Annotated in this window: 20 protein-coding genes; 17 read left to right on the top strand and 3 right to left on the bottom strand. The window is 48.6% G+C overall.

Annotated features, from left to right (window positions below):
* Window positions 1-52 precede the first annotated feature (52 nt).
* The 3 genes from ACJJIR_RS15715 to ACJJIR_RS15705 all read left to right on the top strand — a co-directional run bounded on the left by ACJJIR_RS15715 (window position 53) and on the right by ACJJIR_RS15705 (window position 5,307).
* A complete protein-coding gene (locus ACJJIR_RS15715; protein WP_413664814.1) occupies window positions 53-1,375 on the top strand; it encodes an efflux RND transporter periplasmic adaptor subunit in 1,323 nt (440 codons plus the stop codon).
* A 12-nt stretch (window positions 1,376-1,387) separates the two neighbouring features.
* Window positions 1,388-4,561, top strand: coding sequence for an efflux RND transporter permease subunit (locus tag ACJJIR_RS15710; protein ID WP_444906064.1), 3,174 nt, complete (start codon window positions 1,388-1,390; stop codon window positions 4,559-4,561).
* A gap of 134 nt (window positions 4,562-4,695) precedes the next feature.
* A complete protein-coding gene (locus tag ACJJIR_RS15705; RefSeq protein WP_444906063.1) occupies window positions 4,696-5,307 on the top strand; it encodes a CoA pyrophosphatase in 612 nt (203 codons plus the stop codon).
* Between the two features lie 26 nt (window positions 5,308-5,333).
* On the opposite strand, the gene ACJJIR_RS15700 is transcribed toward ACJJIR_RS15705, so the two are convergent.
* A complete protein-coding gene (locus tag ACJJIR_RS15700; RefSeq protein WP_444898211.1) occupies window positions 5,334-5,849 on the bottom strand; it encodes a nuclear transport factor 2 family protein in 516 nt (171 codons plus the stop codon).
* A gap of 337 nt (window positions 5,850-6,186) precedes the next feature.
* Here ACJJIR_RS15700 and ACJJIR_RS15695 point away from each other — a divergent pair, with 337 nt between their 5' ends.
* Entirely contained in the window at window positions 6,187-6,540 is a 354-nt protein-coding gene (locus tag ACJJIR_RS15695; protein ID WP_444898210.1) for a hypothetical protein, read from the top strand.
* A 285-nt stretch (window positions 6,541-6,825) separates the two neighbouring features.
* Here ACJJIR_RS15695 and ACJJIR_RS15690 read toward each other — a convergent pair whose 3' ends face one another.
* On the bottom strand, window positions 6,826-7,710 hold the full coding sequence (locus ACJJIR_RS15690) for a LysR family transcriptional regulator (protein WP_444906062.1): 885 nt from the start codon (window positions 7,708-7,710) through the stop codon (window positions 6,826-6,828).
* Between the two features lie 111 nt (window positions 7,711-7,821).
* Here ACJJIR_RS15690 and ACJJIR_RS15685 point away from each other — a divergent pair, with 111 nt between their 5' ends.
* The 8 genes from ACJJIR_RS15685 (at window position 7,822) to ACJJIR_RS15650 (ending at window position 16,125) form a co-directional block, all read left to right on the top strand.
* Window positions 7,822-8,199: a Cif family virulence factor gene (locus ACJJIR_RS15685; protein ID WP_444906061.1), complete on the top strand. Its 378-nt coding sequence runs from the start codon at window positions 7,822-7,824 to the stop codon at window positions 8,197-8,199.
* 11 nt (window positions 8,200-8,210) lie between these two features.
* Window positions 8,211-9,122 carry an alpha/beta hydrolase gene (locus tag ACJJIR_RS15680; protein ID WP_444906060.1) on the top strand — a complete coding sequence of 304 codons (912 nt, stop codon included), beginning with the start codon at window positions 8,211-8,213 and terminating at the stop codon, window positions 9,120-9,122.
* A 225-nt stretch (window positions 9,123-9,347) separates the two neighbouring features.
* Window positions 9,348-11,165, top strand: coding sequence for an ABCB family ABC transporter ATP-binding protein/permease (locus tag ACJJIR_RS15675; RefSeq protein WP_444906059.1), 1,818 nt, complete (start codon window positions 9,348-9,350; stop codon window positions 11,163-11,165).
* Between the two features lie 66 nt (window positions 11,166-11,231).
* The gene (locus ACJJIR_RS15670; RefSeq protein WP_444906058.1) at window positions 11,232-12,953 is read left to right on the top strand and encodes a DUF8614 domain-containing protein; all 1,722 of its coding nucleotides are present in this window, start codon (window positions 11,232-11,234) and stop codon (window positions 12,951-12,953) included.
* Between the two features lie 221 nt (window positions 12,954-13,174).
* A complete protein-coding gene (locus tag ACJJIR_RS15665; protein WP_444906057.1) occupies window positions 13,175-14,014 on the top strand; it encodes a right-handed parallel beta-helix repeat-containing protein in 840 nt (279 codons plus the stop codon).
* 275 nt (window positions 14,015-14,289) lie between these two features.
* Complete coding sequence (locus tag ACJJIR_RS15660; protein ID WP_444906056.1) at window positions 14,290-14,946, top strand: glutathione S-transferase family protein; 657 nt, start codon at window positions 14,290-14,292, stop codon at window positions 14,944-14,946.
* Between the two features lie 328 nt (window positions 14,947-15,274).
* Window positions 15,275-15,766 carry a hypothetical protein gene (locus ACJJIR_RS15655; protein ID WP_444906055.1) on the top strand — a complete coding sequence of 164 codons (492 nt, stop codon included), beginning with the start codon at window positions 15,275-15,277 and terminating at the stop codon, window positions 15,764-15,766.
* A 20-nt stretch (window positions 15,767-15,786) separates the two neighbouring features.
* Window positions 15,787-16,125, top strand: coding sequence for a YnfA family protein (locus tag ACJJIR_RS15650; protein ID WP_444906054.1), 339 nt, complete (start codon window positions 15,787-15,789; stop codon window positions 16,123-16,125).
* A gap of 83 nt (window positions 16,126-16,208) precedes the next feature.
* Here ACJJIR_RS15650 and ACJJIR_RS15645 read toward each other — a convergent pair whose 3' ends face one another.
* Window positions 16,209-17,189, bottom strand: a complete 981-nt coding sequence (locus ACJJIR_RS15645) for an alpha/beta hydrolase (protein WP_444906053.1) — start codon at window positions 17,187-17,189, stop codon at window positions 16,209-16,211.
* Between the two features lie 365 nt (window positions 17,190-17,554).
* Between ACJJIR_RS15645 and ACJJIR_RS15640 the strand changes: the two genes are divergently transcribed.
* The 5 genes from ACJJIR_RS15640 (at window position 17,555) to ACJJIR_RS15620 (ending at window position 25,145) form a co-directional block, all read left to right on the top strand.
* The gene (locus ACJJIR_RS15640; RefSeq protein WP_444906052.1) at window positions 17,555-18,943 is read left to right on the top strand and encodes an SWIM zinc finger family protein; all 1,389 of its coding nucleotides are present in this window, start codon (window positions 17,555-17,557) and stop codon (window positions 18,941-18,943) included.
* Between the two features lie 114 nt (window positions 18,944-19,057).
* Window positions 19,058-20,437 (top strand): DUF5691 domain-containing protein, encoded by a 1,380-nt coding sequence (locus tag ACJJIR_RS15635; protein WP_444906051.1) that lies wholly within the window; start codon window positions 19,058-19,060, stop codon window positions 20,435-20,437.
* Window positions 20,438-20,540: 103 nt separating this feature from the next.
* Window positions 20,541-21,620: an ATP-binding protein gene (locus ACJJIR_RS15630; protein WP_444898200.1), complete on the top strand. Its 1,080-nt coding sequence runs from the start codon at window positions 20,541-20,543 to the stop codon at window positions 21,618-21,620.
* Window positions 21,621-21,630: 10 nt separating this feature from the next.
* Window positions 21,631-23,934, top strand: coding sequence for a DUF5682 family protein (locus ACJJIR_RS15625; protein WP_444906050.1), 2,304 nt, complete (start codon window positions 21,631-21,633; stop codon window positions 23,932-23,934).
* The gene (locus ACJJIR_RS15620) at window positions 23,922-25,145 is read left to right on the top strand and encodes a VWA domain-containing protein (protein ID WP_444898198.1); all 1,224 of its coding nucleotides are present in this window, start codon (window positions 23,922-23,924) and stop codon (window positions 25,143-25,145) included. The genes ACJJIR_RS15625 and ACJJIR_RS15620 overlap by 13 nt, the downstream gene beginning before the upstream one ends.
* The last annotated feature ends 110 nt before the right edge of the window (window positions 25,146-25,255 follow it).

Genomic DNA, 25,255 nt, shown 5'->3' with positions numbered 1-25,255 from the left:
GCGAGATTTGAGCGCCAGCTTCCGGACCGGTTGACGCCTATAGTTGTTAGTGATGTTGAAGTATAAAGGCGGTATCTACCCTGCGATGGCGCGTTTTTTTCTGCTCGGACTAGCGCTCCTTGCCCTTTGCGCCTGTGGTGGTAAAGGCGAAGAGGAAAAGGCGCCACCTCCCCCGCCAGTAGAAGTACTGGTTGTTAGGGAGGAGCCTGTTATCCCCCGCTTTGAATTCGTCGGACGGGTAGAGGCAACTGATGAATATCAAGTCCGCCCACGTGTACAAGGATATATCCAGAGTCGCAATTTTACCGAGGGGGAAACCGTCCAGAAAGGGCAGTTACTGTTTGAAATTGACCCGCGCCCTTTTATTGCCGAACTGGCGAATCAGCGCGCCACTCTGGAACAATCCCAAGCCTCCCTGAGAGTTGCTGAACGGAACTTCCAGCGTGGCCGACGTTTGGTGGCCACAGGGGCTATCAGTCAGGTACAGATGGATGAGCTTGAAGGTAATTTTGAGGAAGCGGAATCCCAAGTCGATGCCAATCGCGCCAAAGTTCAAAGCGCTGAGCTGGATCTTTCTTATACCAAAGTTTACGCGCCACTCACTGGAAGAATCGGGCGTACAGAATTTCCAGTGGGTTCCCTGGTAGGGCCAAGCACCGATCCCCTGGCCACCATAGTAAAAATGGATCCCATTTATGTGCTCTTTGAAGTGCCAGAAGAGCAACTTTATGCGGTGCAGGTGGATTCCCAGCGGCGGCAGCGAGAGGGTTTAAGTCCCACTCGCCTGGATGTCCGCATTGAGTTACCCGACGGCAATTACTACCCCCATAAGGGCAAAATCGTATTTATCGATAATCAGATCGATCCCAATACCGGATCGGTAGCGGTGCGCTCCCTGTTTCCCAATCCAGGCCAACTATTAGTACAGGGCCAGTTTGCCCGAGTTTCCATAAGCGTCTACACCGGCAATGACGCCCTGAGGCCGCTGGTACCCCAGTCAGCGGTCATGGAGGATATGCAGGGGCGTTATGTCTTTGTTTTGGGCAAAGATAATATTGCGGAGAAGCGCTACCTGACCTTGGGGCAGAGGGAAGGGGAGTTGTGGGCTGTAGATCGCGGGCTTGTCGCCGGTGAATCTGTAATCGTTAATGGTTTACAGAGGGTTGTCGCAGGGAAGCCGGTGACGCCGCAAAACACCCCTAGAAACCCCTACGATGTTGAAGCGCCACCAGCCCCTCCCGCTGAGCAAAGTAGTAGTTCTGCGGCGAAATCTGGCTCTACAGACAGTCAAGGGGAGAGAGAACTACCGGTAATTGATGGGGAAGCGGCACCAGCAAGCCCTGAATCTGAGGGGCATGACGATGACTACAAATAGCTGTCGCTGCCCATGATTAGCGCCTTTTGTATCCGGCGGCCACGATTCGCCTTTGTTATTTCCATATTGATCACCCTCGCTGGGATACTCTCCTTGCCACAATTACCGGTGTCGCAATTCCCTGAAATAACGCCACCGACCATCAATGTCGCCGCCACGTTTGCCGGTGCCAGCGCCGAAGTAGTGCGCGATAGTGTGGCTGTGCCGATTGAGTCGCAAGTTAATGGTGTGGAGGGCATGGATTATATGTCTTCCACCAGTGGCAATGATGGCTCCTACAGTCTCACGGTGACATTCAAGCCTGGCTACGACGATGACATCGCCCAGGTTAATGTTCAGAACCGGGTGGAGCAGGCCACTCCCCAGCTACCTGAGGATGTGAAAAGAGATGGGGTGGTAGTTTCCAAGCAGAGCACCACGCTGTTACTAGTAGTCAATTTGTTCTCCCCAGATGAAAAGTTTGATGAATTATTTCTGGCAAATTACGCCGAGATTTATTTAAAAGATGAATTGGCGCGGGTGCTGGGGGTGAGCAGTGTTGTTATTTTTGGCTCGCGCAATTACGCCATGCGCCTCTGGCTCGACCCCAACCGGATGGCCTCGTTAGATGTGACCGCCCAGGATGTTATCTCTGCTGTGCAGGCACAGAACGTAGAGGTAGCCGCCGGTCAGATCGGGGCGCCACCGATCCGCCAAGATCAGCAGTTCCAATACAATATTTTGGTGCAGGGGCGCTTGGTATCTCCCAGCGAATTTGAGGACATCACCATCCGCGCCAAGCCCGATGGGGCCATGGTAAAAGTCAGGGATGTGGCGAGGGTGGAGCTGGGAAGTGAATCTTACTCTTCCTATGGGCAATTGGATAACCAGGCTTCAGCAGTGATAGGGGTGTACCAGCTGCCCGAGGCAAATGCGATCGAAGTGGCCGATGGCATAAAGGCCAAGGTTGCTGAGTTGTCGAAGCGCTTCCCGGATGGGCTGGAAGCGGAGATTCTCTACGACACCACATTATTTGTAGAGGCCTCAATTAAAGAGGTTGTGGAAACACTGATTATTGCCCTGATACTGGTAATCCTGGTGGTTTTTTTGTTTCTGCAGGATTGGCGCTCTACGCTGGTACCAGCCATTGCTATTCCCGTATCCCTGATAGGCACCTTTGCCTTAATGCTGGCATTTGGGATGACGATTAACACCATCACATTGTTTGCCTTAATCCTTGCGATCGGCATAGTGGTAGATGATGCGATTATCGTGGTGGAAAACACCCAGCGGTTAATGGCTGATGGCCTCCCGCCAAAGGAAGCCGCGCTGGAATCCATGCGTGAAGTTACCGGCCCCGTTATTGCTACGACCCTTGTTTTGTTTGCAGTTTTTGTCCCGGTAATGTTGATGCCGGGAATTACGGGAAAAATGTATCAGCAGTTTGCTGTCACCATTTCAATGGCGGTGGCCATTTCCTCCCTGAATGCACTGACACTAAGTCCGGCTCTCTGTGCCAGCTTGTTAAAGCCGAGTAAAGACGGGGAAGTTGCCGGTATTAAGGAGACCGGTATTTTTGGTTTCTTTAATAAAGCTCTGCATATTTCTACAGGTTTTTATGTGGGAATGGTGAGGGCTTGTATCAAAATACCGCTTATCGGTATCGCCTCAATTATTCTGATTTTATTATTCTGTTATTTGCTCTTTACCCGAATCCCCACCGGTTTTATTCCCGATGAAGATCAGGGCACGTTTATGTTGCACGTGCAGTTGCCTGATGGATCTTCCCTGGAGCGAACCGGACCCATTGTCAATCAAGTGACCGATGTTCTAATGGAAGAGCCAGGTATGGCTCATGTGGTTGGTGTGCCCGGTTACAACCTGCTTACCAGCAGTGTTTCTTCCAACACGGCAATGATGTTTGCTGTGCTAAAACCCTGGGATGACCGCACGAATAGGGAAGATAGCCAGTTTGCCATTATGGATCGGGTACAGAAAAAATTATCTGCAATTCCCGATGCGCAAGTGCTGCCGTTTGTCATTCCACCACTTCCAGGTATTGGCACTGTTGGTGGATTTGAATTTGTACTCGAAGATCTACAGGGGCGCAGTATTACTGAATTGTCACAGGTCTTGTTTGACCTGCTGGGCAATGCCAATCAGCGCAGTGAAATCTCCCAGGCCTTTACCAGTTTTCAGGCCGCTACACCGCAGCTTGAATTAAAAGTAGATAAAGAAAAATCGCATGTGCTTGGGGTCCCCCTGCCGGATGTGTATTTAACGTTGCAAACCTTTTTGGGTGGCTATTACATCAATGACTTTAACCTATATGGAAAGGTCTTTCGTGTAATCGCTCAGGCCGATGCTCAATTTCGCGATAAAGAGGAAAATCTGGCTGGCTTTTATGTTCGTGCCAATAGTGGCGGTTTGGTACCGCTGACTTCTATCTCAACTATTACCCCGGTGGTCGCGCCACAAACAATAACCCGTTACAACTTATATAACAGCGTCACTATCAATGGATCACCGGCACCGGGGTATTCCAGTGGCCAGGCGATGGATGCTATGGAAGACTTGGCATCAAAGTTGCCAGAAGGTTATGGATATGAGTGGACGGGCATCAGCTTACAGGAGGTGACTGCGGGTAATCTGGCCCCAATCCTGTTCTCTTTGGCCGTTATATTTGTCTACTTGTTTTTGGTCGCCCAATATGAGAGCTGGACTATCCCCTTTGCGGTGATGTTGTGCGTCCCCATTGCGATCGGTGGCGCAATGTTTACGGTATTTATCGCGGGGTCTATCAACAATCTCTATACGCAGATCGGCTTGGTATTACTGATTGGGATGGCAGCAAAGAGTGCGATTCTGATAGTAGAGTTTGCCTGCGTGGAGCGCGATAAGGGTCGGTCTATTGTGGATGCGGCTCTGTCGGCCACGCGCCTGCGATTCCGCGCGGTTTTAATGACGGCCATGTCCTTTATTTTAGGGGTAATTCCACTACTGGTCGCCACCGGTGCCGGCGCAGTAAGCCGGGTTTCCCTGGGGCTGGTGGTCTTTGGCGGCATGTTGGCTGCGAGTCTCTTCGCAACTTTGCTAGTGCCTGTGTATTACGCCTTGGTGCAAACGGTGCGGGAAAAGCTGAAAGGGGGCTATACCCCCAAAATTGATGAGGATAAGACCGCGAATGGTGGGTCTGAATCCACCTGAGCCAAGCTGTTGATTGTGTGGTAGGGTGGTAAGTCACAAATGGATATTGTGGCATATCGCTCAGTGTTACCGCTGAAAAACGGTATGATGAATGTTATGGAGCCCCCGCAGCGATCGGGGCAGGGCACAGATTTATGCTAGAGATTATTGAACAGAAAATCGTAGGGCAAATTGAGGACTTGGAAGCAAGGGTTCCGGCAGGACCTGACCTGCAAGGCCATGCCGCAGTACTGATTGCCCTGACAGAAGAGCCGGACCCTCAAGTAATTCTAACTAAGCGCTCTGCAAATCTCTCCACACATTCCGGTGAAGTTTCTCTCCCTGGGGGGCGCTGGGATGCCACAGACCCATCGCTTCAATTTACCGCCTTGCGTGAGGCGGAAGAAGAAGTCAGCCTACCTATGGATGACGTGCGCGTACTCGGCCCCCTTTGGCCTCGCACTACCCGCTGGCAAGTACATGTGACTCCTTGGGTAGGGATAATTTCACCGGATATCCAATTGTTCCCAAACCCAGGAGAATTGGATGCGGTATTTCGAGTCCCCCTGTCTTTCTTTCTTGCAGACCCGCGTATTCGCACTGATCGTATTATTATTGATAACCAGGAAATATACCTTCCGGCGTATATGTATGAAAACTATGAAATCTGGGGCTTTACTGCAGGGGTATTAACCGAATTTTTAGTAAAAATATTAGGGGCATCAATAGGGCGCCGCGATGATGTGCCGCTGCGTGCACTTAATTAGCTCAGCTTACTAAATAGGATTTAGTTTTATTTTGGGGGAGGTTCAGGTATTGGCTCACCTAAGTCATCCCAAGCATCGATTAATATTTTCATTATTTTTCCGGCATCAGGGTCGGCGCTGAGGATTGGGAAATCAGGGGCTTCAGGAAGTTTAACTTCTTCTCCTCGTCGACATTCGATTAACCAGTTATTATCGATTTTAACGAGTTTGTCCCGATACTCTCCAACAGCAGAAATGCGATAGCCGGATCGTGTTGCTATGATTTCTACGGTCGTTGCTTTCCCTGAGGCGGATTGCCCATCTTCAGAAATAAAATGTAGGGGGGAGCTTGTAATATGCCGGCTTCCCAACTTGCTGTGAACCGCTGCGTAGCGCTCCAGTTTTTCTCTTCCTCGAATCATAATATTGCCGTGCTCAAATCGGCCATTGGGTGTAAATAATGAAGCCCAGCCTCGGGCATCATTACTGTCGATAGTTAATGTATAACGGGCGAGTAGATCACTAATCGCTAGTCGATCTTTTAGCTGTTGAATCTCATCCATTTCTTCACCTTGACCTTTATCGCCAGTAGCTATTGAAGAGGATAGTTTCTAGTGATGGTTTTTGGGGGGCGCACCTAGGATATTAATTGAGTATTAATCAAAACCTGTTATCTAACCCGGAATCCTGTAAGTAACCTTGAGTGAATTATTAATAAAATCGGGAAGTGTTTGTTTGTGTAAAGTGAAGCAATACCAAGCCCTAAAATCCTTTGTCGTTTGGTGACTATTTCACGGTTTTAGCTAATGGTGGGATTTATTTGAGACGTAAGTACTAGATATACTGTAAGGTTCTTATATCCTTAATTTTTCTTATTATATACGTTATTGGATTGCTTGAATGAGATCTCTCTCTTTTTTCTGTGTGTTGCTGGGAATCGGATTAATCCAGGCTTGTGCAATGTCCACTGTACCTCCTAAGTATCAGGGACAATGGGCTGGAACCGAGGAATCCTGTAACGCTTCTTCATCGGCCGACTCGATGACTCTGGCAGGTAGTCGTATTCAATTTACGGAGTCTTCAGGCCAGTTGATGTCTGCTAGCCAAAGTGATGGCAATCTTCATCTGGTTTTCAATATGCAAGGTGAAGGAGAAGCTTGGAAGTCAGAGGAGGTGTACTCTCTGACATCTGGCGGAAAGGTACTAGTGCGTTATACCCAGGATTCTACGTTTAAGTATTTCCGCTGCAATTGATTGGAATTGAAGGCTGGGTTAGAACTCAGTTGTTTAAATGACTGGAGCTTGCAGCTCTGGTCATTTAAATATGGAGTTGCCTGGTAAAATATCTATTCAGCCTATACCACCAATTCATCTTTGCATTTCTTTGTTAAATGGGTACCCCCCCCTTTGTACCCATTGAGTTAACAGGCTGCAGGTAGCTCCCGATAGAGTGAATTTCTAAAGTTTCAAATGCAGGTCTATTTGGGCTGCTATGAGGTTATCTTGATAGTTATAAATAGACTAAACCTTTCTCTACCATTAATTTTTACTACAGGTTTGCAATTGGGATTTAATAGCCTTAATAAAAGTCTGTACTTTTGTTGGCGGCCTTTTGGAAAACAGATGCATATAATGGATGGGCGCAGCGGCAACAGATGTTATAGGGCAAAGTGTGCCGGTATCCACTTTTTTTCGAGCGATAATATCGGGCAACCTGGCAATCCCAATTCCGGCTTCGGTTAACTGTACTATATCGTGTAGGGAGTTACAGCGAACCTTAGGCGTGGCCTTTACCTGAATCCCATTTTTCAATTCATACTTTAATGGCATGCCCTGCCAATCATTAGCGATATGCGGCCAATTTTGTAGTTCAGTAAGGTCTGAGGGAATGCCACATAGCTTTTCAATAAGCTGCGGGCTGGCGTAGAGGCTTTCTCCTAACAATCCTAACTTTGAAACTTTAGCCGATTGAAGTGCAAGACTGCCTACGCGAATGGCCAGGTCTACCTGCGATTCAATCAAATCCATGGGTGAGTCATTGGCTAACAGCCTGATTCTCAGTTGCGGGTGCTGCTCGGCCAGCTTAATGATTGCAGGAATAATTACTGGCTCGCACAGTGCGTGAGGCGCTGTTACCGATAGGGAGCCCGCCAATTTGTCACCGCTATTCCTAAGACCCGCTATTGCTGAGTTATAAATATCTTTGATCTCCCGGCAATGGGCGTAAAACTCTGAGCCGGCCTCGGTGAGAGATAGGGAGCGGGTACTGCGGTAAAGCAAGCGGGTGCCGATATCAGACTCCAACCTGGTAACTGCTTGGCTTACTGCCGATTTGGTGCGCTCCAGGCGGTCAGCTGCCAGTGTGAAGCTGCGCGCCTCTACAACAGCTAGGAATACCTGCATATCCTCCAGGCTTGGCTTCATTGTTTAATTTTCCTAAACACTAATATCAATTAATGGATGTTTATCACAACCATGGCCATGGGGCAATCTATAGGCACAAGGTCGTTACCTATTACAGAAGAGGATTTTGATATGAGCGACATTCTGATTGAGAAAACAAAAGCTGCCAGTGAACAGTGGAAGTCTTACTTCAATAGTGGCAATGCAGCTGGGTGTGCATCCATGTATGAAGAGCGGGCTCAGATGACTGCCAAACCCTTTGGCCTGTTCGACGGTCGAAAGAATATACAAGCTTTCTGGCAAAATCTGGTAGATCAGGGTTTTGCAGATGTGACCTATATTGGCGCAAAAATTGAAGTAGTGGATGAAGTCTCAACCGTACTCTCAAGTAATTGGAAAATGAACAACGCAGAAGGTGTCATCACTCGTGAACTCTGGGTCCTACAAGAGGACGGTACTATGCTACTGCGTGATGACCAGTTCGAAGCTATAAATCCTAGCGAAAAGTAAGGGTGCTAGCCGTGAGTGAATTTTGGAATAGTTTTACCCGTGAGAAAACGGACGAGCAATATAACCCTACTTTGTGGACCCGCCGCCTTCCAACCGATCTGCTGCTGCCGTCTCATGCTGAGTTTACTGGCAGTCGTAGCTCGGCATATCGCAACGGGATTAAGGGCGGTTTGCAAACTGTCAATTTTGGGGAAGGTGATTTAGCTGGCTCGATGGATGTTTTCAGGTCAGACGAAGTTGCTGAGGATGCACCGGTCGTAATTTATATTCACGGTGGCTGGTGGCAGTGGTTTTCAAAAGAGCAATTTTCTTTTCTGGCCGAGCCTTTTAATAAAGAAGGATTTGCGGTTTATATGCCGGGTTACCGTATGGCCCCGGATTGGGAAAATGATACTCCAATGGAGTCTATTGTCTTACAGATGCAGTGGGCAATGGCTACCATACTGAAAGAGGCTGAAGAAAGAGGGGCTCCATCTGTGTATCTTGTGGGGCATTCGGCAGGTGGCCAACTGGTAGCACTGTTGCATCAAACGGATTGGAGTCAATTTGGTGTACCGGCATCTGCTCAAAGTAAGTTTAAAGGTGCATTTTCCCTGGCGGGACTATTTGACATTCGCCCACTGGTCAATAGTTTTGTCAATGACATCATTAATATGTCGATGGAATCCGCCGAAAAGGTGAGCCCCCAGCTGTTAGAGCCTGGTATTGACACAACTGAATGCCCGCTACATTTAATTGTGCCTGAATTTGATACACCAGAGTTTTTTCGGCAGACGAAAGAGTATCAGGAGAAAATGCTAAAAATGGATAATCCCTGTTATTTCAAGTTAGCGAATAATCGGGATCATCTTGACCTGATAGAAAAGTTGGTAGATGACCGTGACGAAGTTTTAACTTATATGCTGGAGCATATGAAAGACTAGCAACGATTTATTGCTTTGTGTCTTAGGCAGGTCTGCAATGATGTTTTGTGATTTGGTGGCTTAAGCTGTAGCCTTGACGAAATCATTAGTGTCACGGCCTGCCAGAGGGGTGTGAGGATAGGTGCTTCAAGGTATTACTTTGAGGCGGCGCTTTAGAGACAAGCGTCTATATAAGTTCTATTGACGAATTATAATGGGCGCCTGTTTTCTCCTCCTGGATAGATTATGCCGAGACCCAAATCCACTGTCTCTTTGGATGAGGTGCACTGGGGTGCACTCAAAACCCTCTTCCCCTACCTATTGGAGTTCCGTCGCGCCGTAGTCTTGGCGATCCTCTGCCTGATTGGCGCCAAGGTTGCGGGCGTTACCCTGCCATTTTTGCTCAAACATATTGTCGATGACCTGGATAGTGCTGGGGGTATGGCCCAGGCAGTGGCATTACCTTTGGGGCTGCTGTTGGCCTATGGGGCTGTGCGCCTTTCCAGCACTCTGTTTGGCGAACTGCGAGACACGATTTTTGGCCGTGTCACTGAGCGGGCCCAGCGCCGGATCGGGTTGGAAGTGTTCCAGCATTTGCACAAACTGGACCTGGATTTTCACCTGAACCGCCGTACCGGCGGGCTCTCTCGGGATATCGAGCGGGGCAATAGCGGCATCGGGTTCCTGATGCGGTTTATGGTCTTCAATATCGTACCCACGCTGGTAGAGATAGCTATGGTGGCGGGGTTGCTCTGGTGGAATTACAGCGGGTTATTTGCGCTATTAGTGCTGGCCGCAGTGATTATTTATATCGGCTTTTCTGTGGTAGCCACTGAATGGCGTACGCGCTTTGTCAGGGAGTTGAATGAGGCGGAGTCACAGGCCAGTAGCCGTGCAGTTGATAGTCTGCTCAACTATGAGACCGTTAAATACTTTGCCAATGAGCGACATGAATCCGGTCACTATGACCGGGAGCTGGCCAGTTGGGAGAAGGCCCGGCGTAAGAACAGGCTGTCCTTGTTTGGCCTAAATAGTGGCCAGGCGCTGATTATTGCCAGCGCTATGTGTGCAGCAATGGTTCTTGCCGCGGTAGGAGTCACCAAAGGCACTATGACCATAGGTGACTTCGTATTGGTGAATGCCTTTATGATGCAGATCTTTATACCGCTAAATTTCCTCGGCTTTGTGTACCGGGAGATGAAAGGGGCACTGGCAAATATTGAGAAGATGTTCTCTTTACTGGCGGTAAAACCTGCTGTGGAAGATCTTCCCCAGGCGGCCCCCCTCACTGTGATGGAGGGCCGAATTGAGTTTGATAACGTCCAGTTTGGCTACAAAGATAATCGCCAGATCCTCAAAGGTATCAGCTTTGTTGTGGAACCACGGCAAAAAGTGGCAATTGTTGGCGCTAGCGGTGCAGGTAAGTCCACCCTCTTTAAGCTCCTGTTTCGTTTTTATGACGCTAACAGCGGTTCCATTTCCATTGATGGCCAGGATATTCGCAGTGTTTCCCAGGAGTCGCTGCGCAGGGCTATTGGTGTTGTGCCTCAGGATGCAGTGTTGTTCAACCAGTCGATCCGGGACAACGTGCGTTACGGACGTGTAGATGCCTCAGTTACTGAGGTGGATGAGGCGATCCGCCACGCCCAGTTGGAAGGCTTTGTTCAGCAGCTGCCAGAGGGGGCCGATACCCTGGTGGGGGAGCGGGGTCTCAAATTGTCCGGAGGGGAAAAGCAGCGGGTTGCTATCGCTCGGGCCCTGCTGAAAAAGCCTCCAATTATGATCTTTGACGAAGCGACCTCATCTCTCGACAGCCACTCAGAGCAGGGCATAGTGGCATCCCTGCAGGATATTGCCCGCGAGCAGACATCGTTAGTGATCGCTCACCGCCTCTCCACAATTGTGGATGCTGACTGCATTCTGGTAATGGATCAGGGCGGAATAGTCGAGCAGGGAGCCCACCGGGAATTGATGCAGGCTGACGGACACTACGCGGCCCTCTGGCGTATGCAGCAACAGGAGCGTGGAACTGAGACCCAGGCGGCCGAGGTGCCTACGCCATGACGGTTGATAAATCCCTACAGCCAGACTAATGTGGCGCCGATACAAAAAAATGATAGGCAGAGCGATATGACCATTCCTTTTCAGGCTACCAAGATAGCGGCAGCAGTGTTGGCACTGGCCCTTGTTGGCGCTTGTTCCAAAAAAGAGCAGCAGCCCGAAGAAGTTGCCAAAGCGGAAGCTGAGGCTCAGATTGTAGAGTCCAAGACGGTACCTGTGCCCTCAGGCCAAAAGGTAGAAGATGCGGATAAGCGTTTTGATATCTATGTACCGGTTGAGCTCACTGCAAATCTAAGCGGTCTCTCCGACAACCAGCGCAAAATGATTGGCCTGCTGATTGATGCCAGCCAGATTATGGATCGCCTGTTCTGGTTGCAATCCTACGGCCCAGCTGAGGAATTGCTGCCGGATATTGAAGACAACCGCGCTCGTAAGTTTGCCGATATCAACTATGGCCCCTGGGATCGCCTTAACGACAATAAGCCGTTTATTGTTGGTTATGGAGATAAGCCCCTGGGTGCTAACTTCTACCCAGCGGATATGACCCGCGAAGAGTTCGAGAAATGGGACCAGGCAGGAAAAGACGGCTTGTACTCCCTGGTACGCCGCAATGAGTCTGGCAGTCTCGAACTGGTGCCTTACAACGAAGCCTACAATGCGGACCTGAATAAGGCGGCTAGTATTCTGCGCCAGGCAGCTGAATTGGCTGAGAGCAAGGAATTTGCTAACTACCTCACCATGCGTGCCGATGCACTTCTCTCCGATAATTTCCGCCCCAGTGATATGGCCTGGATGGATATGAAGGAGAATGATATCGATGTGGTTATTGGTCCTATTGAAAACTATGAAGACCAGTTGTTTGCCTATCGTACCGCTTATGAGTCCTACGTCCTGCTGAAAGACAAAGAGTGGAGTAAAAAACTGGCCAAGTTTGCCGCTCTGCTGCCCGAGCTACAGAAGGGTTTGCCGGTTGAGGAAAAATACAAATCTGAAGAGCCGGGAACAGATTCAGACTTGAATGCCTACGATGTACTCTTCTACGCTGGCCACAGTAACGCTGGCTCCAAGACTATCGCCATTAACCTTCCCAATGATGAGGAAGTACAGCTGGCCAAAGGCACTCGCCGTTTGCAGCTGAAGAATGCAATGCAGGCCAAGTTTGACAAGATCCTGGTGCCGATCAGCGATGTATTGATCGCAGAAGATCAGCGCAAGAACATTACCTTCCCGGCATTCTTTGCCAACACCATGTTCCACGAAGTGGCCCACGGTTTGGGAATTAAAAAGACCGTAGAAGGCGGAAATAATGTTCGCCAGGCTTTGAAGGAAACCTCTTCCGCCCTGGAAGAAGGTAAGGCTGATATCCTCGGTCTGTACATGGTTACCCGCTTGCATGAAAAAGGTGAGTTGGAAGAAGGCCAGTTGATGGATAACTATGTCACCTTCTTGGCGGGTATCTTCCGCAGCGTACGTTTTGGTGCGGCCAGTGCCCACGGTAAAGCCAACATGATGCGCTTTAACTACTTTAAGGAGCAGGGTGCCTTCACTCGCGATCCCAAGACTGGTCAATACAGTGTTGATTTTGAAAAGATGCAACAGGCGATGACCAACTTGTCTCGTTTAATCATTACTATTCAGGGTGATGGCGATTACGAGAAAGCCAAATCATTGCTGGAGACCAAAGGCGTAATTGGCCCTGAACTGCAGGCTGATTTGGATCGCTTGGCTGAGGCCAGTATTCCGGTTGACGTTACCTTTATCCAGGGTAAAGAAGTACTTGGCTTGAAGTAATATCCTTATCTTTTGTTAAAAAAACCCGGCACCGGCCGGGTTTTTTTGTGCCCCTAATTTTTACCCCCCCCCTTCGATTTGCTGTTTCCCCGCTGATTGCAGCTTAGTACTTTAGGTACTTTTTCTTATGGCGGAATTAATAGTCAGGTCCAAACTAAGGAGGCAGTCTGTATCCCAGGCCAGGAAATCCAATTCATATTTAAAATTGACAGAGGTTCTACATGGATATTAAACAGTCAGTTATTAAGTTATTAATATTAAGCGTAATGGGGCTATTTACAGCGTCATACTCTTTTGTAGCATCAGCTCAGGTATCCTGTGGTGATGTTATTACAACCGCCGAAGTGCTTACACAGGATTTATCCTGTGACCTTACTGCTGCTGATCCAGATGCCCTGACTATAGTTGGCCCTGAAGGTAGCTTGAGTATGGAAGGCTTCTCTGTGACCTGTGCTACAGGCGCGGGATTTGGTGGTGCTGGAATACGTATCCAGGGGCAAGGCGCGGTGCTGATTGGCGGTACCATTGATGGATGTTTTGACAATATCTTTATAGAGGGTGTGGGTTATCACACGGTCATAGGAACTGAACTTATTAATAGTGTTGACGATGGTATTGATATTGACAGTATCTTTAACATTATTAATGGATGCATAATTACCAACAGTGGTCGGGTGGGTGTTGATATGGATGATGATTTCAATACTTTCTCTTCTTGCATCGTCACCGGCAGTTTCTCTGATGGGATTCAGATAGATGATAGCTTTTCAAGTGTATTTAATAATATATCCACCAATAATGGTGGGGCAGGAATTTTAATCGAAGGCTCATCCAGTAATGTAATCTCCCAAAATATAACAACAGATAATGGAGATGGAGATACTGCTGATGGTGGTATCGTACTGGAATCCACCAATTCAACTAATAATATCATAACTGGGAATATCTCTTCAGGTAATGATCCCTTTGATTTGAATGATACGGTTGACCCTACTTGTAGTGGCACCAACACCTGGTACGCTAATGATGCCATTACTAAAAACCCGAGCTGCCTAGATTGAATTTTTAAGCTATTTGAGAAACTTAAGTTGTACTTCTTTGGCGATTCAATTGAATAGAGAGAGTTAGCTTTAACTTGAGTCGCCATTTAATCTCCTCCAAGTTTGTGAAGGGATTCAAAAAAATAGCTGTTTGTGCTGATTCATTGATGACCATGAATGGCAGTACAGTTAATGCGCAATAAATTTGATGCTATATTCTAATTGTTTAGCTGTTGAACGGTATAATTGAAGCTATAAATTGATCAATATAATTCAACTATAACAATGGATTAATTATGTCTCGTGTTCTGTACTCGGGTACTAAAAATGCATCCACTTGGGCTTTTAGGGCTTGGCTGGCACTGCGTGAACAGGAAGTTCAGTTTGAGGAAGTGGTTGTAGATATTCGTCGGCCACAGCGATTCGAGAACTTACAGCGTATAGGAGAGTTATCCCCTGCGAGATCAGTACCCGTACTGGAAGAGGGAGATATGATTATTTTTGACTCCTTGGCCATTATGGAATATGCCAATGACATAGGCTCTGGTGAACTGTTACCTCAAGATCCATTGATGCGGGCGCGAGCACGGGCCATGCTTAGCTGGCAACATTCTGGGTTGTCCGGGTTGTGTCCACGTCTGTCCTTTGAAAGTGCATTTTATCCAGATAAACGTTTAATGACCCCTGAAGAAGAGATGGATGCGGAGCGCTTATTTGCCGCCTGGGAAGGAGAGCTTGAGCAAAATGGTGGCCCTTACTTGATGGGCGCTTTGTCCCTGGCAGATTTAGCCTTTGTGCCAACCGTGATAAGAATTTTCTCCCACGCCCCAAATTTGCAGCCCTGGCCGCTTACTAAACTGTGGATAGACCGGTTGCTGGCGCGTGACAGCGTAAAAGAGTGGATGTCAGAGGCCGCTGAACTGCCGCCGGTAGTACTGTCGGATTATCGGTAGGGACTAACTTCCGCAAAGATCAGGATTTTTTTAATTACTAAACCCGTTAGGTGAAGCTGTAACAGCTTCACCTTTTTTACTATTAGTGGCGTAAATTAATCGGAAAAAGAAGCAGGGTACGTATTTTTTATCGTAAGAAAGTTTCAAGCGCAATCACTGGCTAATAGTGATGCCAATGAGGTCTAAACTGTGCTGGGTTAACCAGTGCGCCAGTTGATGTTTGAGGCGATCAATTTATCAAATATTAAGGATAATATTTAGATCAATGAAAAGATTAGCCTTTAGTCTATGTTTCTTGTTGAGTAGTGGGGTACAGGCATCGTGCCACTTGGAAGAATATGAACGCTTTATCAATACTCAAAGCCTGGTAATGCTTGAAGCATCCGTGAAACTATTTGAGGAGGATAAGGAGAAGTTTAAAATTATTAAACCGTTTGTAAAATTGGAAGTGCGCAATAACAAGCTTAAGGTTTATGTGGCGAAGAAGTTGAGTGAGAAGGAATCCACCGTTCTTAACTTTGACGGCCCTATTGCGAATTACGTTCCCAGCGTATCGGTACAAATTATGCCGGATGGCTCCATACGGGATAAGGTTGATTTGGCGATGTCTGATGATGTTTTTTATCGCACAGAGAAAACTGCGATGGCGCCACTGCAAAGTTTATATATGTTTAACGAGGGAATGAATGCGGCGGAAAAGAGAAAATTCACACGTGCAAGAAACTCCCTGAGTAAGCATATGGAGACCATCGAACAATTTTCATATATGAAAAGAGCCTTCACAATGCGTCTTGAAAATGTTTGTCCGGTAAATAGCTAAATATCTAGACGTTCATGCTGTTGTTTGAAATAAAAACTATAGCTTTGTTCCTGGCTACGGCGCTTGCAGAGATAATAGGCTGCTACACGGCTTACTTGTGGTTAAAGCAGGACAAAAGTATTTGGTTGCTAGTACCTGGCGGTATAAGTTTGGCGATATTTGCCTGGTTATTGACATTGCATCCGGCTCCAGCGGGCCGGGTGTATGCCGCCTATGGGGGAGTTTATATTTTTTCCTCAATAATGTGGTTGTGGTTGGTTAACGGTGTTAAGCCCACCGTTTGGGATGTGAGTGGTGCCGCTGTAGCAATGCTGGGTATGGCTATTATCATGTTTTCACCGAGGCAGATGATCAATTAGATTTGATAAATCTACGCCCTTATTTAAGGGTGACCTTGTGATTTATCCTTAAAGCTGAGAAATTCTTGGATCGCGTAAATATCTTACAGTTTATTAAGCCAGCTGATAATTGCTTCGTGTTCAATATTTCCAATGGTCGATATGCTTGGGTGGCTTCTGTTGGGAATTTTCACCAAATTAATATTTGATTGATCTAAACCTATATAATTGTCATAAGGGGCAATTAGATCCGAGGGGGAGGATATTAACAGTATGGGGAGCCTGGATGAACAGAGAAGGGGGAGTATATTGGTATCACTCGGTTCAATACCGGACTGCTCCAGAGCCAGATTTGCCCCTTTTAGAATTTTATTTTCAGGAATAATCCGGCTAAGTATGGGGTGATTGAGCCTACCGTAGTTATACACGGCTTGATCAAAAGGGACCATTGGGGCAAGCAAAATAATGCCACTTAAGTCAGATCTCATGGCTGAGATATAGAGAGCCGTTAAGGCTCCCATGGAGTTTCCTACGATATACAAAGGCTTGCCCTTGATGTCCCCTTTACTGATTAGTGCATCAATAAGTTTATTGATAATTTCACTATCTCCTACACCATATTTTTTGGTGCTATTCGATTCCCCGTGACCAAGGAGGTCCGGAGCTACAACTTGAAATCCAAGAAAGCGAAAGTATTGAGCAGAAAATAACATGAACTCTTTTGATGATCGGAACCCATGTAATAAAATCACTGTTCCAGAATATTTTTCTTTCAGTGCATCTTTTGGTAAATCAAGTTTAACGGTGCTTTCTTTGCCGTCGGTGTCATATTTGACTGAGTAATGAATGCCGTCTTTAGATGAAGCAGGAGCGTGATAATACCTGATGTATTCTTTGCTTTTTTCTATATCATAGCTGCCTTTTTTAAACCCTAAGTCTTTAATTTGTTCTTGGGTTATTGTCTCATTGAAAGGAAAGCTTTCAGATTTTTCAATAAGTTTGGCAATTCTCTGAGAGAAGCTAGACATGCTAAAGCATGTGCTAATGACAGCAAATATCGTATTTAGTTTAATTGCATTTTTCACTGGCCGTTGATATCCAATGGACCTAATCGTATAGAGAAGGATATCTTGTTGCGATTAGGTTTGGCTGGAATTGGTGCCAATATAGCCAGTTCCTGAAAATGGTAACTTATTTAGAGAGGCTAGGCGAAATCCCTCTAATGCTGGCAGGAGAGAACACCTTGTTTCTTTAGAGCTTGTTCGATCGTGCCAAATAAATGCTCGCCGAGTGTACTTTTTGTCTTAAATCAACAAGAGTGACGGCAAAATCAAAATTTGAGAAATTAGATTTTAATCTCTGTGGGCTGCGTGATACTTTATGCGCCACTATAGCTACATAGATGCGATTGCTGTATTTATGTACAGTATTGGGCTGTATAAGGCAAGAGATGAATATTTCCCTAGAGGTTGTGCAAGAACTGGCCCCAGACCAGGCTTCTTTAAACGCAGCCAAAAAACTGTTGAAGCCGGCTAAATGGCCTTTGCGCGGTAAAGCGGCTTCTGTAAATTGTATATGGGGGCAATGCCAAGGGTCGGGGGCCAATCCCTATTACACCATGGCAGATACAGTAGATCACGGTTACAAGTGTACCTGCCCCTCACGTAAGTTTCCCTGCAAGCATGTTCTAGCCCTTTTGTGGCAATTCGCCGACGGCCCGGATGACTTTATTGAGACTGAAACACCGGAGTGGGTAGTGGAGTGGTTGGGGCGGCGGCGTAAGAGTAAGCCTGAAGCCCAAGCTGAGACAAAAGCTTCTACCAATAAAAACATTCACGGTATTTCTGAGGAAACCTCGGAAAGTAAAGAGGCGCAGAAAAAAAAGGAAGCGGCCAGGGCTAAGCGGGCAGCGCAGACACGCGCTAAAACCAACAAGAGTATCGCCACTGGACTAGGTGAATTCCAGCAGTGGGTTGAGGATCAATTGCGTACTGGCATGGTGGGATTTCTCAAGGAACTTCGCCAGCGCTGCCGCTATATCTCTGCGCGCTTAGTGGATGCCAAAGCTGCCGGCCTGGCATCCAGGGTTGATGAGCTTCCAGCCAAGGCCCTGGGGCTTGGACCACAGAAACAGGCGGAAGTGGTATTCAAGGAGCTGGGGCAATTAATGTTACTCAGCAGTGCTTGGCTAACCGATGAGGAAGATGTGGATGCTCGCAGAGCGATTGCCGTTGCCGAGAACCGTGACCAGGTCTTGGAAAACCCAGCCAGCCTCAGGCAAAGGGGCATTTGGCAGAATGTAGGAGAGAAAGTGAGCACCCGCCGCGATGGTTTGGTGAGCCACGCTTCCTGGTTGCTCAAGCTTGATAGTAATACCCCAGTATTTGCCCTGTTGTTGGATCACTATCCGGCTTCTGCGGGGCGCCGGGAGGTGGGAATTGGTATCGGCGCCAGTGTAGAAGGGGAGTTGGTTTTTTATCCCGGTCGCATGCCCCTGAGAGCTTTCCCTGTGGAGTTTAAAGTCGTGCAGGATGGTGTGAATCAGAGATGGCCAGCCCAGCAAGAGAGCGTGTTCTCCCACTACCAAAAGCAGCTGTCTCAGCAACCCTGGATAGAGCAGGTACCGCACCTTCTTGAAGGGGGGCGTCTACTGCGCTGTGCCAACGGCCATTACTGGTGGCGCTGCTCGAGTGGTCAGCAAACGCTACCGCTCAACAATGAACAGATTCCTTCTCTATTACTGGGTTCAAAATTACAGGCGGCGTTTATTTTGTGGGATGGAAGCAGTGCTGAACTGCACAGCGCGCGGACAGATGAGTGGGGGACAATCGCATGCTAACGCCTGAGAAAATCCAGGAAGAGCAGTTGTTGGTAGAGCGCTTACAGCAGCGTTGGATGGTGGGCAGTGATTTGCCCTTAGAGCTCGAACGCCCTACCTGAGTCCTGGCGTCCATTGTTTGAAGGCCTGGAAGAGGAGCGCTTGGCATCAGCGGCGGTAGCGCTTCTCAGCCAGCATCAAAGCGCACTCTACCAGCCCCAAGCTCCGGGGGAGTTACGCGAATTTCCCTTGTTGCCCGAGTTGAATAAGCCCGTGCTTCCCTACCCAATGCGGGCCCATTTTCGACGGGTGACTGAAAGTGTTCAGTCCCGCTCTATGGAGCAAACCGGATTGCTCCTGAAGTTGCTGTTACAGCGGGGATATATTGCCCATCCTGCGGACTGGCTTCCCTCAAGTAATGATGAAGGCTTGCCGGAAGTATATCTTCCCTGGTCACAATGGGCCGCGAATGAGCGGGGTAGTATTGATGATTCTGAAGCGTTAACTGAGGAAAACTGGGATGATTGGTATCCCGCGAGTCGCCTGGCAAAGCTCAGGGAGTTGCGCTTCAGCAACCCCCCCGCCGCTTTGAATTTGATCCAGACCTGCGCCGGGCGCGAACCCGCTGATAAGCGTTTAAGGATCGTGCGAGTTCTTGCTATCCGGCTGAGTGAGTCCGATGGGGAATATTTACAGTCCCTGCTTAAAGATCGTTCACAAAAGGTGGCACGTCTTGCCAATCAGTATTTATCTCGATTGGGATTGTCATCGGAACTTGAATCTAATACTCAGGAAGAGTTTTCTGCGCAGGAATTGGCTGAGTTTTACGAATTAAAAAAAGTGGGCTTGGTAAAGAAGCAGTTGCAACTATTGCCCCGTAAGCTCAAGAGCAAAAAACAGCAAGCCATTCGCTCGGAATTTTTGCAGAAGGTATCTCTGCAAAGCCTTGCGGAAGCACTGGATATCAGCGTGACTGACTTAGCCGGGGCTTGGCAGCTCGATAAAAATCGCGATTATGACAACCACAGTTTTGTTTCCAATGCGGTAGATACTTTGCCAGATAAGGCTATTGCCCTGCTGGTCACCAATATTGAGAGCTACCTGGATACCGGTGAGGCCGGTATGTCCCTCTTACACAGTTTATTGCCGCGCCTGGAACAGTCCCGCCGTGCCGAATTGATGTTTGGACTTTTGCGCAATAAAAAGGCCAAAGTGGATTTTCAGGATCTACTCAAGTTTTTGCCCGAACCGCTTACGGAGCTTTCCTGGGATGATTTGAAAAAAACGTCGCCCTGGAAGGTGCTGTTAAAGCTCGTTGTTGAGGAGTTAAGTGAGAGTGGTTATTTACAGTCTATTTATCTCCAGCGGGAGTTGACCGCATTGGGCTTGATGTTACCCAGAGAGACCGCTCGGCAGTTACTGGAAGCGCTTTTTGAGCAGGGTGTGCTACGGGCAGACCCCGCAACTGACTGTCTTCGATTTAATAGCGAGCTTGCCGGCGTGGATGGGCTTTAGTCCATACACCCAACACAGATTTAATTTTAAGACCGATCGTTGCCCGGCAAAATTCATAAAATAAGCAGTGAATTTCCGGGCAGGTAAAACAAAAGGATTCCCCATGAGTGATGTACTTCGTCAACCTGCTGAAATTACCTATCAATCAGAACTGGATGCCTTAAAAGCGGAAGATACCGGCAAAAAACCAGAGAACTGGAGCCTGTCTCCGCAGGCAGTCGTGAAGTACTTGATGGGCGGCACAACGGCTGAAGGTGCTGAGATAAGTGCAAAATATATCGGCAACCGTCGCCTAATTGAAACTGCTGTTGCTACCCTCGCCACTGATCGAGCACTGCTGTTACTCGGTGTGCCGGGTACGGCAAAGTCCTGGGTGTCTGAACACTTGTCTGCGGCGATTTGTGGCAACAGTACCCGTGTGATCCAGTGTACGGCGGGCACCGATGAAAACCAGATTCGCTATGGCTGGAACTACGCTCAGCTACTGGCAAAGGGCCCCAGCAAAGAAGCCCTGGTGCCAACGCCTTTATATCGCGCTATGGAGCAGGGTACTTTGTGTCGCTTGGAAGAGCTAACTCGTATGGGTTCTGATGTTCAGGATACATTAATTACTGTGCTGTCAGAGAAAATGTTGCCGATCCCCGAGTTGAATGATGCGGTTTATGCGCAGCGCGGTTTTAATGTGATTGCAACAGCCAATAACCGCGATAAGGGCGTTAATGAATTGTCCTCCGCGTTAAAGCGTCGTTTCAATGTTGTGGTATTGCCGCTGCCCGATGATATGAATGAAGAGGTCAGTATTATTTCTCGCCGCGTGGCAGAAATGGGTGAGAGCCTGGAGTTGCCAGTACCGGCAAACGCCGGCGAAGAGATCGAGAAAATAGTGACCATTTTCCGCGAGCTGCGCGGTGGTGAAACACTGGATGGAAAAATAACCCTGAAAACACCGTCCGGTAACTTGTCTACGGCTGAGGCAATTGCGGTAATGGTGGGTGGATTGAGCCAGGCGAACTGGTTTGGCGATGGTAAATTCAGTGCAGAAGAGCTTTCCAGTAATTTGGTGGGTGCCATTGTCAAAGATCCAGTGCAGGATAAAGCTGTATTGGAAGAGTACTTGGAAACGGTCCTGAAAAAGCGCCGAGACTTTGCCGGTTACTACCACACCATGAACGAAGTACTGTAAGGGATATCCCGTGTCCAAGGTGGATTGTCATTATTTTGGTATTCGGCACCACGGGCCCGGTTCTGCGCGGCGCCTTGTCGCCGCGTTGGATCAGCTGAAGCCAAAAAAAGTATTGATAGAGGGCCCCGCTGATTGCAGTGAATTACTGCCTCTGCTGGCTAGCGCACAGATGCAGCCGCCGGTAGCGCTACTCGGCTATGCTGCAGAGTCGCCCGGCTCCAGCCTTTACTACCCGTTTGTGGAATACTCCCCTGAGTACCAGGCCTGCCTATGGGCTGTACAACAGGGGGTAGAAGTTAAATTCATTGATCTGCCCATTAATATCCAGCTGGCGCAGTTACTCCAATCTGAAGCCCAGGACCCTGAAGCGGAGCAAAACGGCGGAGAGTCTGATTCCCCTGCGGTGGCAGGCGAGCCAGAGCCACCATCTGATACCTCTGATCCTATCGGCCTTTTGGCGAAGCTGGCGGGTTATGAAGATGGTGAGGCCTGGTGGAATGACCTGATCGAGCAGAATAACGATGACAGTGCGGAGATATTTGCCCGGGTAGAGTCGGCGATGACCGTGCTGCGCGGAGAAATAACTGAAACCGCGCCGTTATCGCAAAGGGATTTACTGCGCGAAGCCTATATGCGCCTGGAAATTGCCAAAGAAAAGAAAGGGGTGGAAGGTGAGGTCGCTGTAGTCTGCGGGGCCTGGCACTTACCGGCATTTCGTGAAAAGCATACAGCAAAAGATGACCGCGCACTGATTAAACAGCTGCCGGCGAAATTGCCCAAGAGCAAAGTGAAAACCACCTGGATACCCTGGACATCACCGCGATTGGCGATGGCTTCCGGTTACGGGGCCGGGGTTGCTGCACCTATGTGGTACCAGCATATTTGGCGCGAGGGCACCGGCGAGCAGTGGCTGGAGCTTTGGTTTGGGCGGCTGGTGCGCGCATTGCGCGAAAGTGGGCAAGTGGTCTCTACGGCTTCGGTTATTGAAGCCGTGCGCCTGAGCCGCAGTTTGGCAACCGTTAGAAATCGTCCAGCTCCGGGGTTTGAAGAAATTATTGAAGCCGCTGTGGCCTGCCTCTGTTTTGGCGAGCGCCTTATTTGGCAGCAGGTAGAAAGAGAGTTGCTTCTGGGGGAGCAAGTTGGGGCTATCCCCGAGGATGCCCCACTGGTGCCCCTGCTGGAGGATCTACAGCGCTGGCAGAAAAAGACCAAGCTAAAGCCCACCGCTCTGGATAAAGAAGTTTCCCTGGATTTACGCAGTGATATCGGCCTGAATAAATCTACGTTACTGCACCGTCTTGCTGTGCTGGAAGTGCCTTGGGGTAAACCCTCCCATACCGGAAAAAGTCGCGGTACTTTCCGGGAAAACTGGGTGCTCAGCTGGCAGCCGGAGTATGCAGTAAAATTGGTGGAAAACTTAGTTTACGGTTCCACCATTGAGCAAGCGGCTAACAATAAACTTATCGAGGCGATCTCGGCTGAGAGTCATTTGGGCAAGTTAGCAGAAGTGGTTTTGCTGTCCCTCGAATCTCAGTTGCACCGGGCTTCTGAAGCGGGCCTGAAGCGATTGGCCGAGAGAGCGGCTTTGGCCAGTGACGGTATCGAGCTTCTCGACAGCTTGCCGGCGTTAATTCAGGTACAACGCTATGGTACCGCGCGAGAATTAGCATTGGAGCAAGTTGCCGGCCTGGTAGAACGCTTAGCCATGCAATCTGCCCTGGCCCTGCCGTACGCCTGTCGCAATCTTAACGATGAAGAGTCCCTACGGCTGCGAAACAGTATTCACAGCGCTCATCAGGCACTGCAATTGGCAGAGTTGGGTGATGAAATCATGGAGGACTGGTGGCAAGCCTTCGAGCAACTGGTAGACAGCTCTCTTTCCAGTTTACAGGTCAGCGGCCTTTGTGCGCGTCTTTTGTATCAAGCTGAAAGATTTGATGGATATCGCTTACAGCAATTGCTGGAAAAATCCCTGTCTCCAGCGGTAGCTGCCGCCGATGCAGCACGATTTTTTGAGGGCTTTTTTGCCGAAGCGGTTGAGCGCCTGCTGTACGACCCGGTATTGATGGGAGCGGTACAGCGCTGGTTGCTGCATCTGGACGAAGAAGTATTTATCGAGTACTTGCCCTTGTTCCGGCGCGTATTTTCCAGTCTCGATGCGATGGAGCGTCGGCGCATGATGGAGCTGGTACTCGGTGCCCGATCTAACCACTCGGTATCCAAAGCCATTAATCCCGAAGTTTTGCCGCTGTGGTCAGAGCATCTATTGCGTATCGGCAAATTAATCCAGAAGGACAAGACATGGGCGCAGTAAACGAAGTGTCTGAAGAGCAACAACCCGATGAGATAACGGTCGATAAAGACCAGCAAAAGGAACGCCGTTGGCGCCTGGTGCTAGGGGCTGATGAAGGTGAGTCCGGGCTTTCTGAGCGGGATATGCGTTTGTCCCAAGCGTTAAGTGCGCTTTATGGCAGCGGAGACTCAGAGTCTGGTAAAAAAGGTCGAGGCGGGTTGTCCCGCTCGTCTCCGCAAGTATCCCGTTGGCTGGGTGATATCCGCGAGTTCTTTCCGACTTCTGTGGTACAAGTTGTCCAGCGTGATGCGTTTGAACGCCTTGGCCTCAAGCAGATGCTCATGGAGCCTGAGTTTTTGTCAGCGATTGAAGCGGATGTTCACCTGGTCGCTGACTTGGTTAGTCTTCGTTCAGTGATGCCCGAGAAGACTATTGAGACTGCTCGCCAGGTCATCAAGAAAGTGGTCGATGAGCTGATGGAGCGTTTGGAGCGAAAGACCACAGAAGCGGTTAGGGGAGCTGTCAATAAATCAAAACGCAGCTTTAGGCCGCGTTTTGCCGATATCGACTGGCATAGAACTATTCAGCAAAATCTCAGGCACTACCAACATGACTACCACACAGTGGTGCCTGAGAAATTGATTGGTTTTATGCGACAAAGTCGCCGACTTGCGGACCTGGATGAAGTTATTCTATGTGTCGATCAGTCCGGCTCCATGGCGACATCGGTGGTGTACAGCTCAATCTTTGCAGCGGTAATGGCTTCAATACCGGCAGTGAAAACCAAACTGGTCTGCTTTGATACCGCAATAGTAGATCTTACTGAGGACCTGGAAGACCCAGTCAGCGTTTTGTTTGGCGTGCAACTGGGTGGTGGCACAGACATTAACCAGGCGGTGGCTTATTGCGAGGATAAAATTGAACGGCCTGGCAAGACACATTTAATCCTGATTACCGACCTGTATGAAGGGGGGAATGAAGAGGAGTTAAAAGCACGGGTTGCTAACCTTGTTCGCCAGGATGTAAATGTGATTACCTTACTGGCACTCAGTGATGATGGGCGTCCATCTTATGACCAGTCGCTGGCGGAAGAGTTTGCTGCGATAGGCTCTCCGGTTTTTGCCTGTACACCGGATCAATTCCCGGACCTAATGGCAACGGCGCTGCGTCGTGAAGACGTTCTTAACTGGGCTGCAGATCAGGATATCAAAGCCGTTCGGCCAAAGACTTAATATCTTGTTAGTTAAGTGATGGAGTGAGTGTGGGCACTTACTCCATATCTGATACTTTTTCTATTCTCTCAGATTATTAAAACCATAGTTTTTTAATCATTAGATAGTTA

The sequence above is a fragment of the Microbulbifer maximicatervae (SeqCode) genome (genome assembly GCF_052467385.1).
The sequence above is the reverse complement of the archived record's forward strand: the minus strand, read 5'-3'. Positions and strand labels throughout refer to the sequence as shown.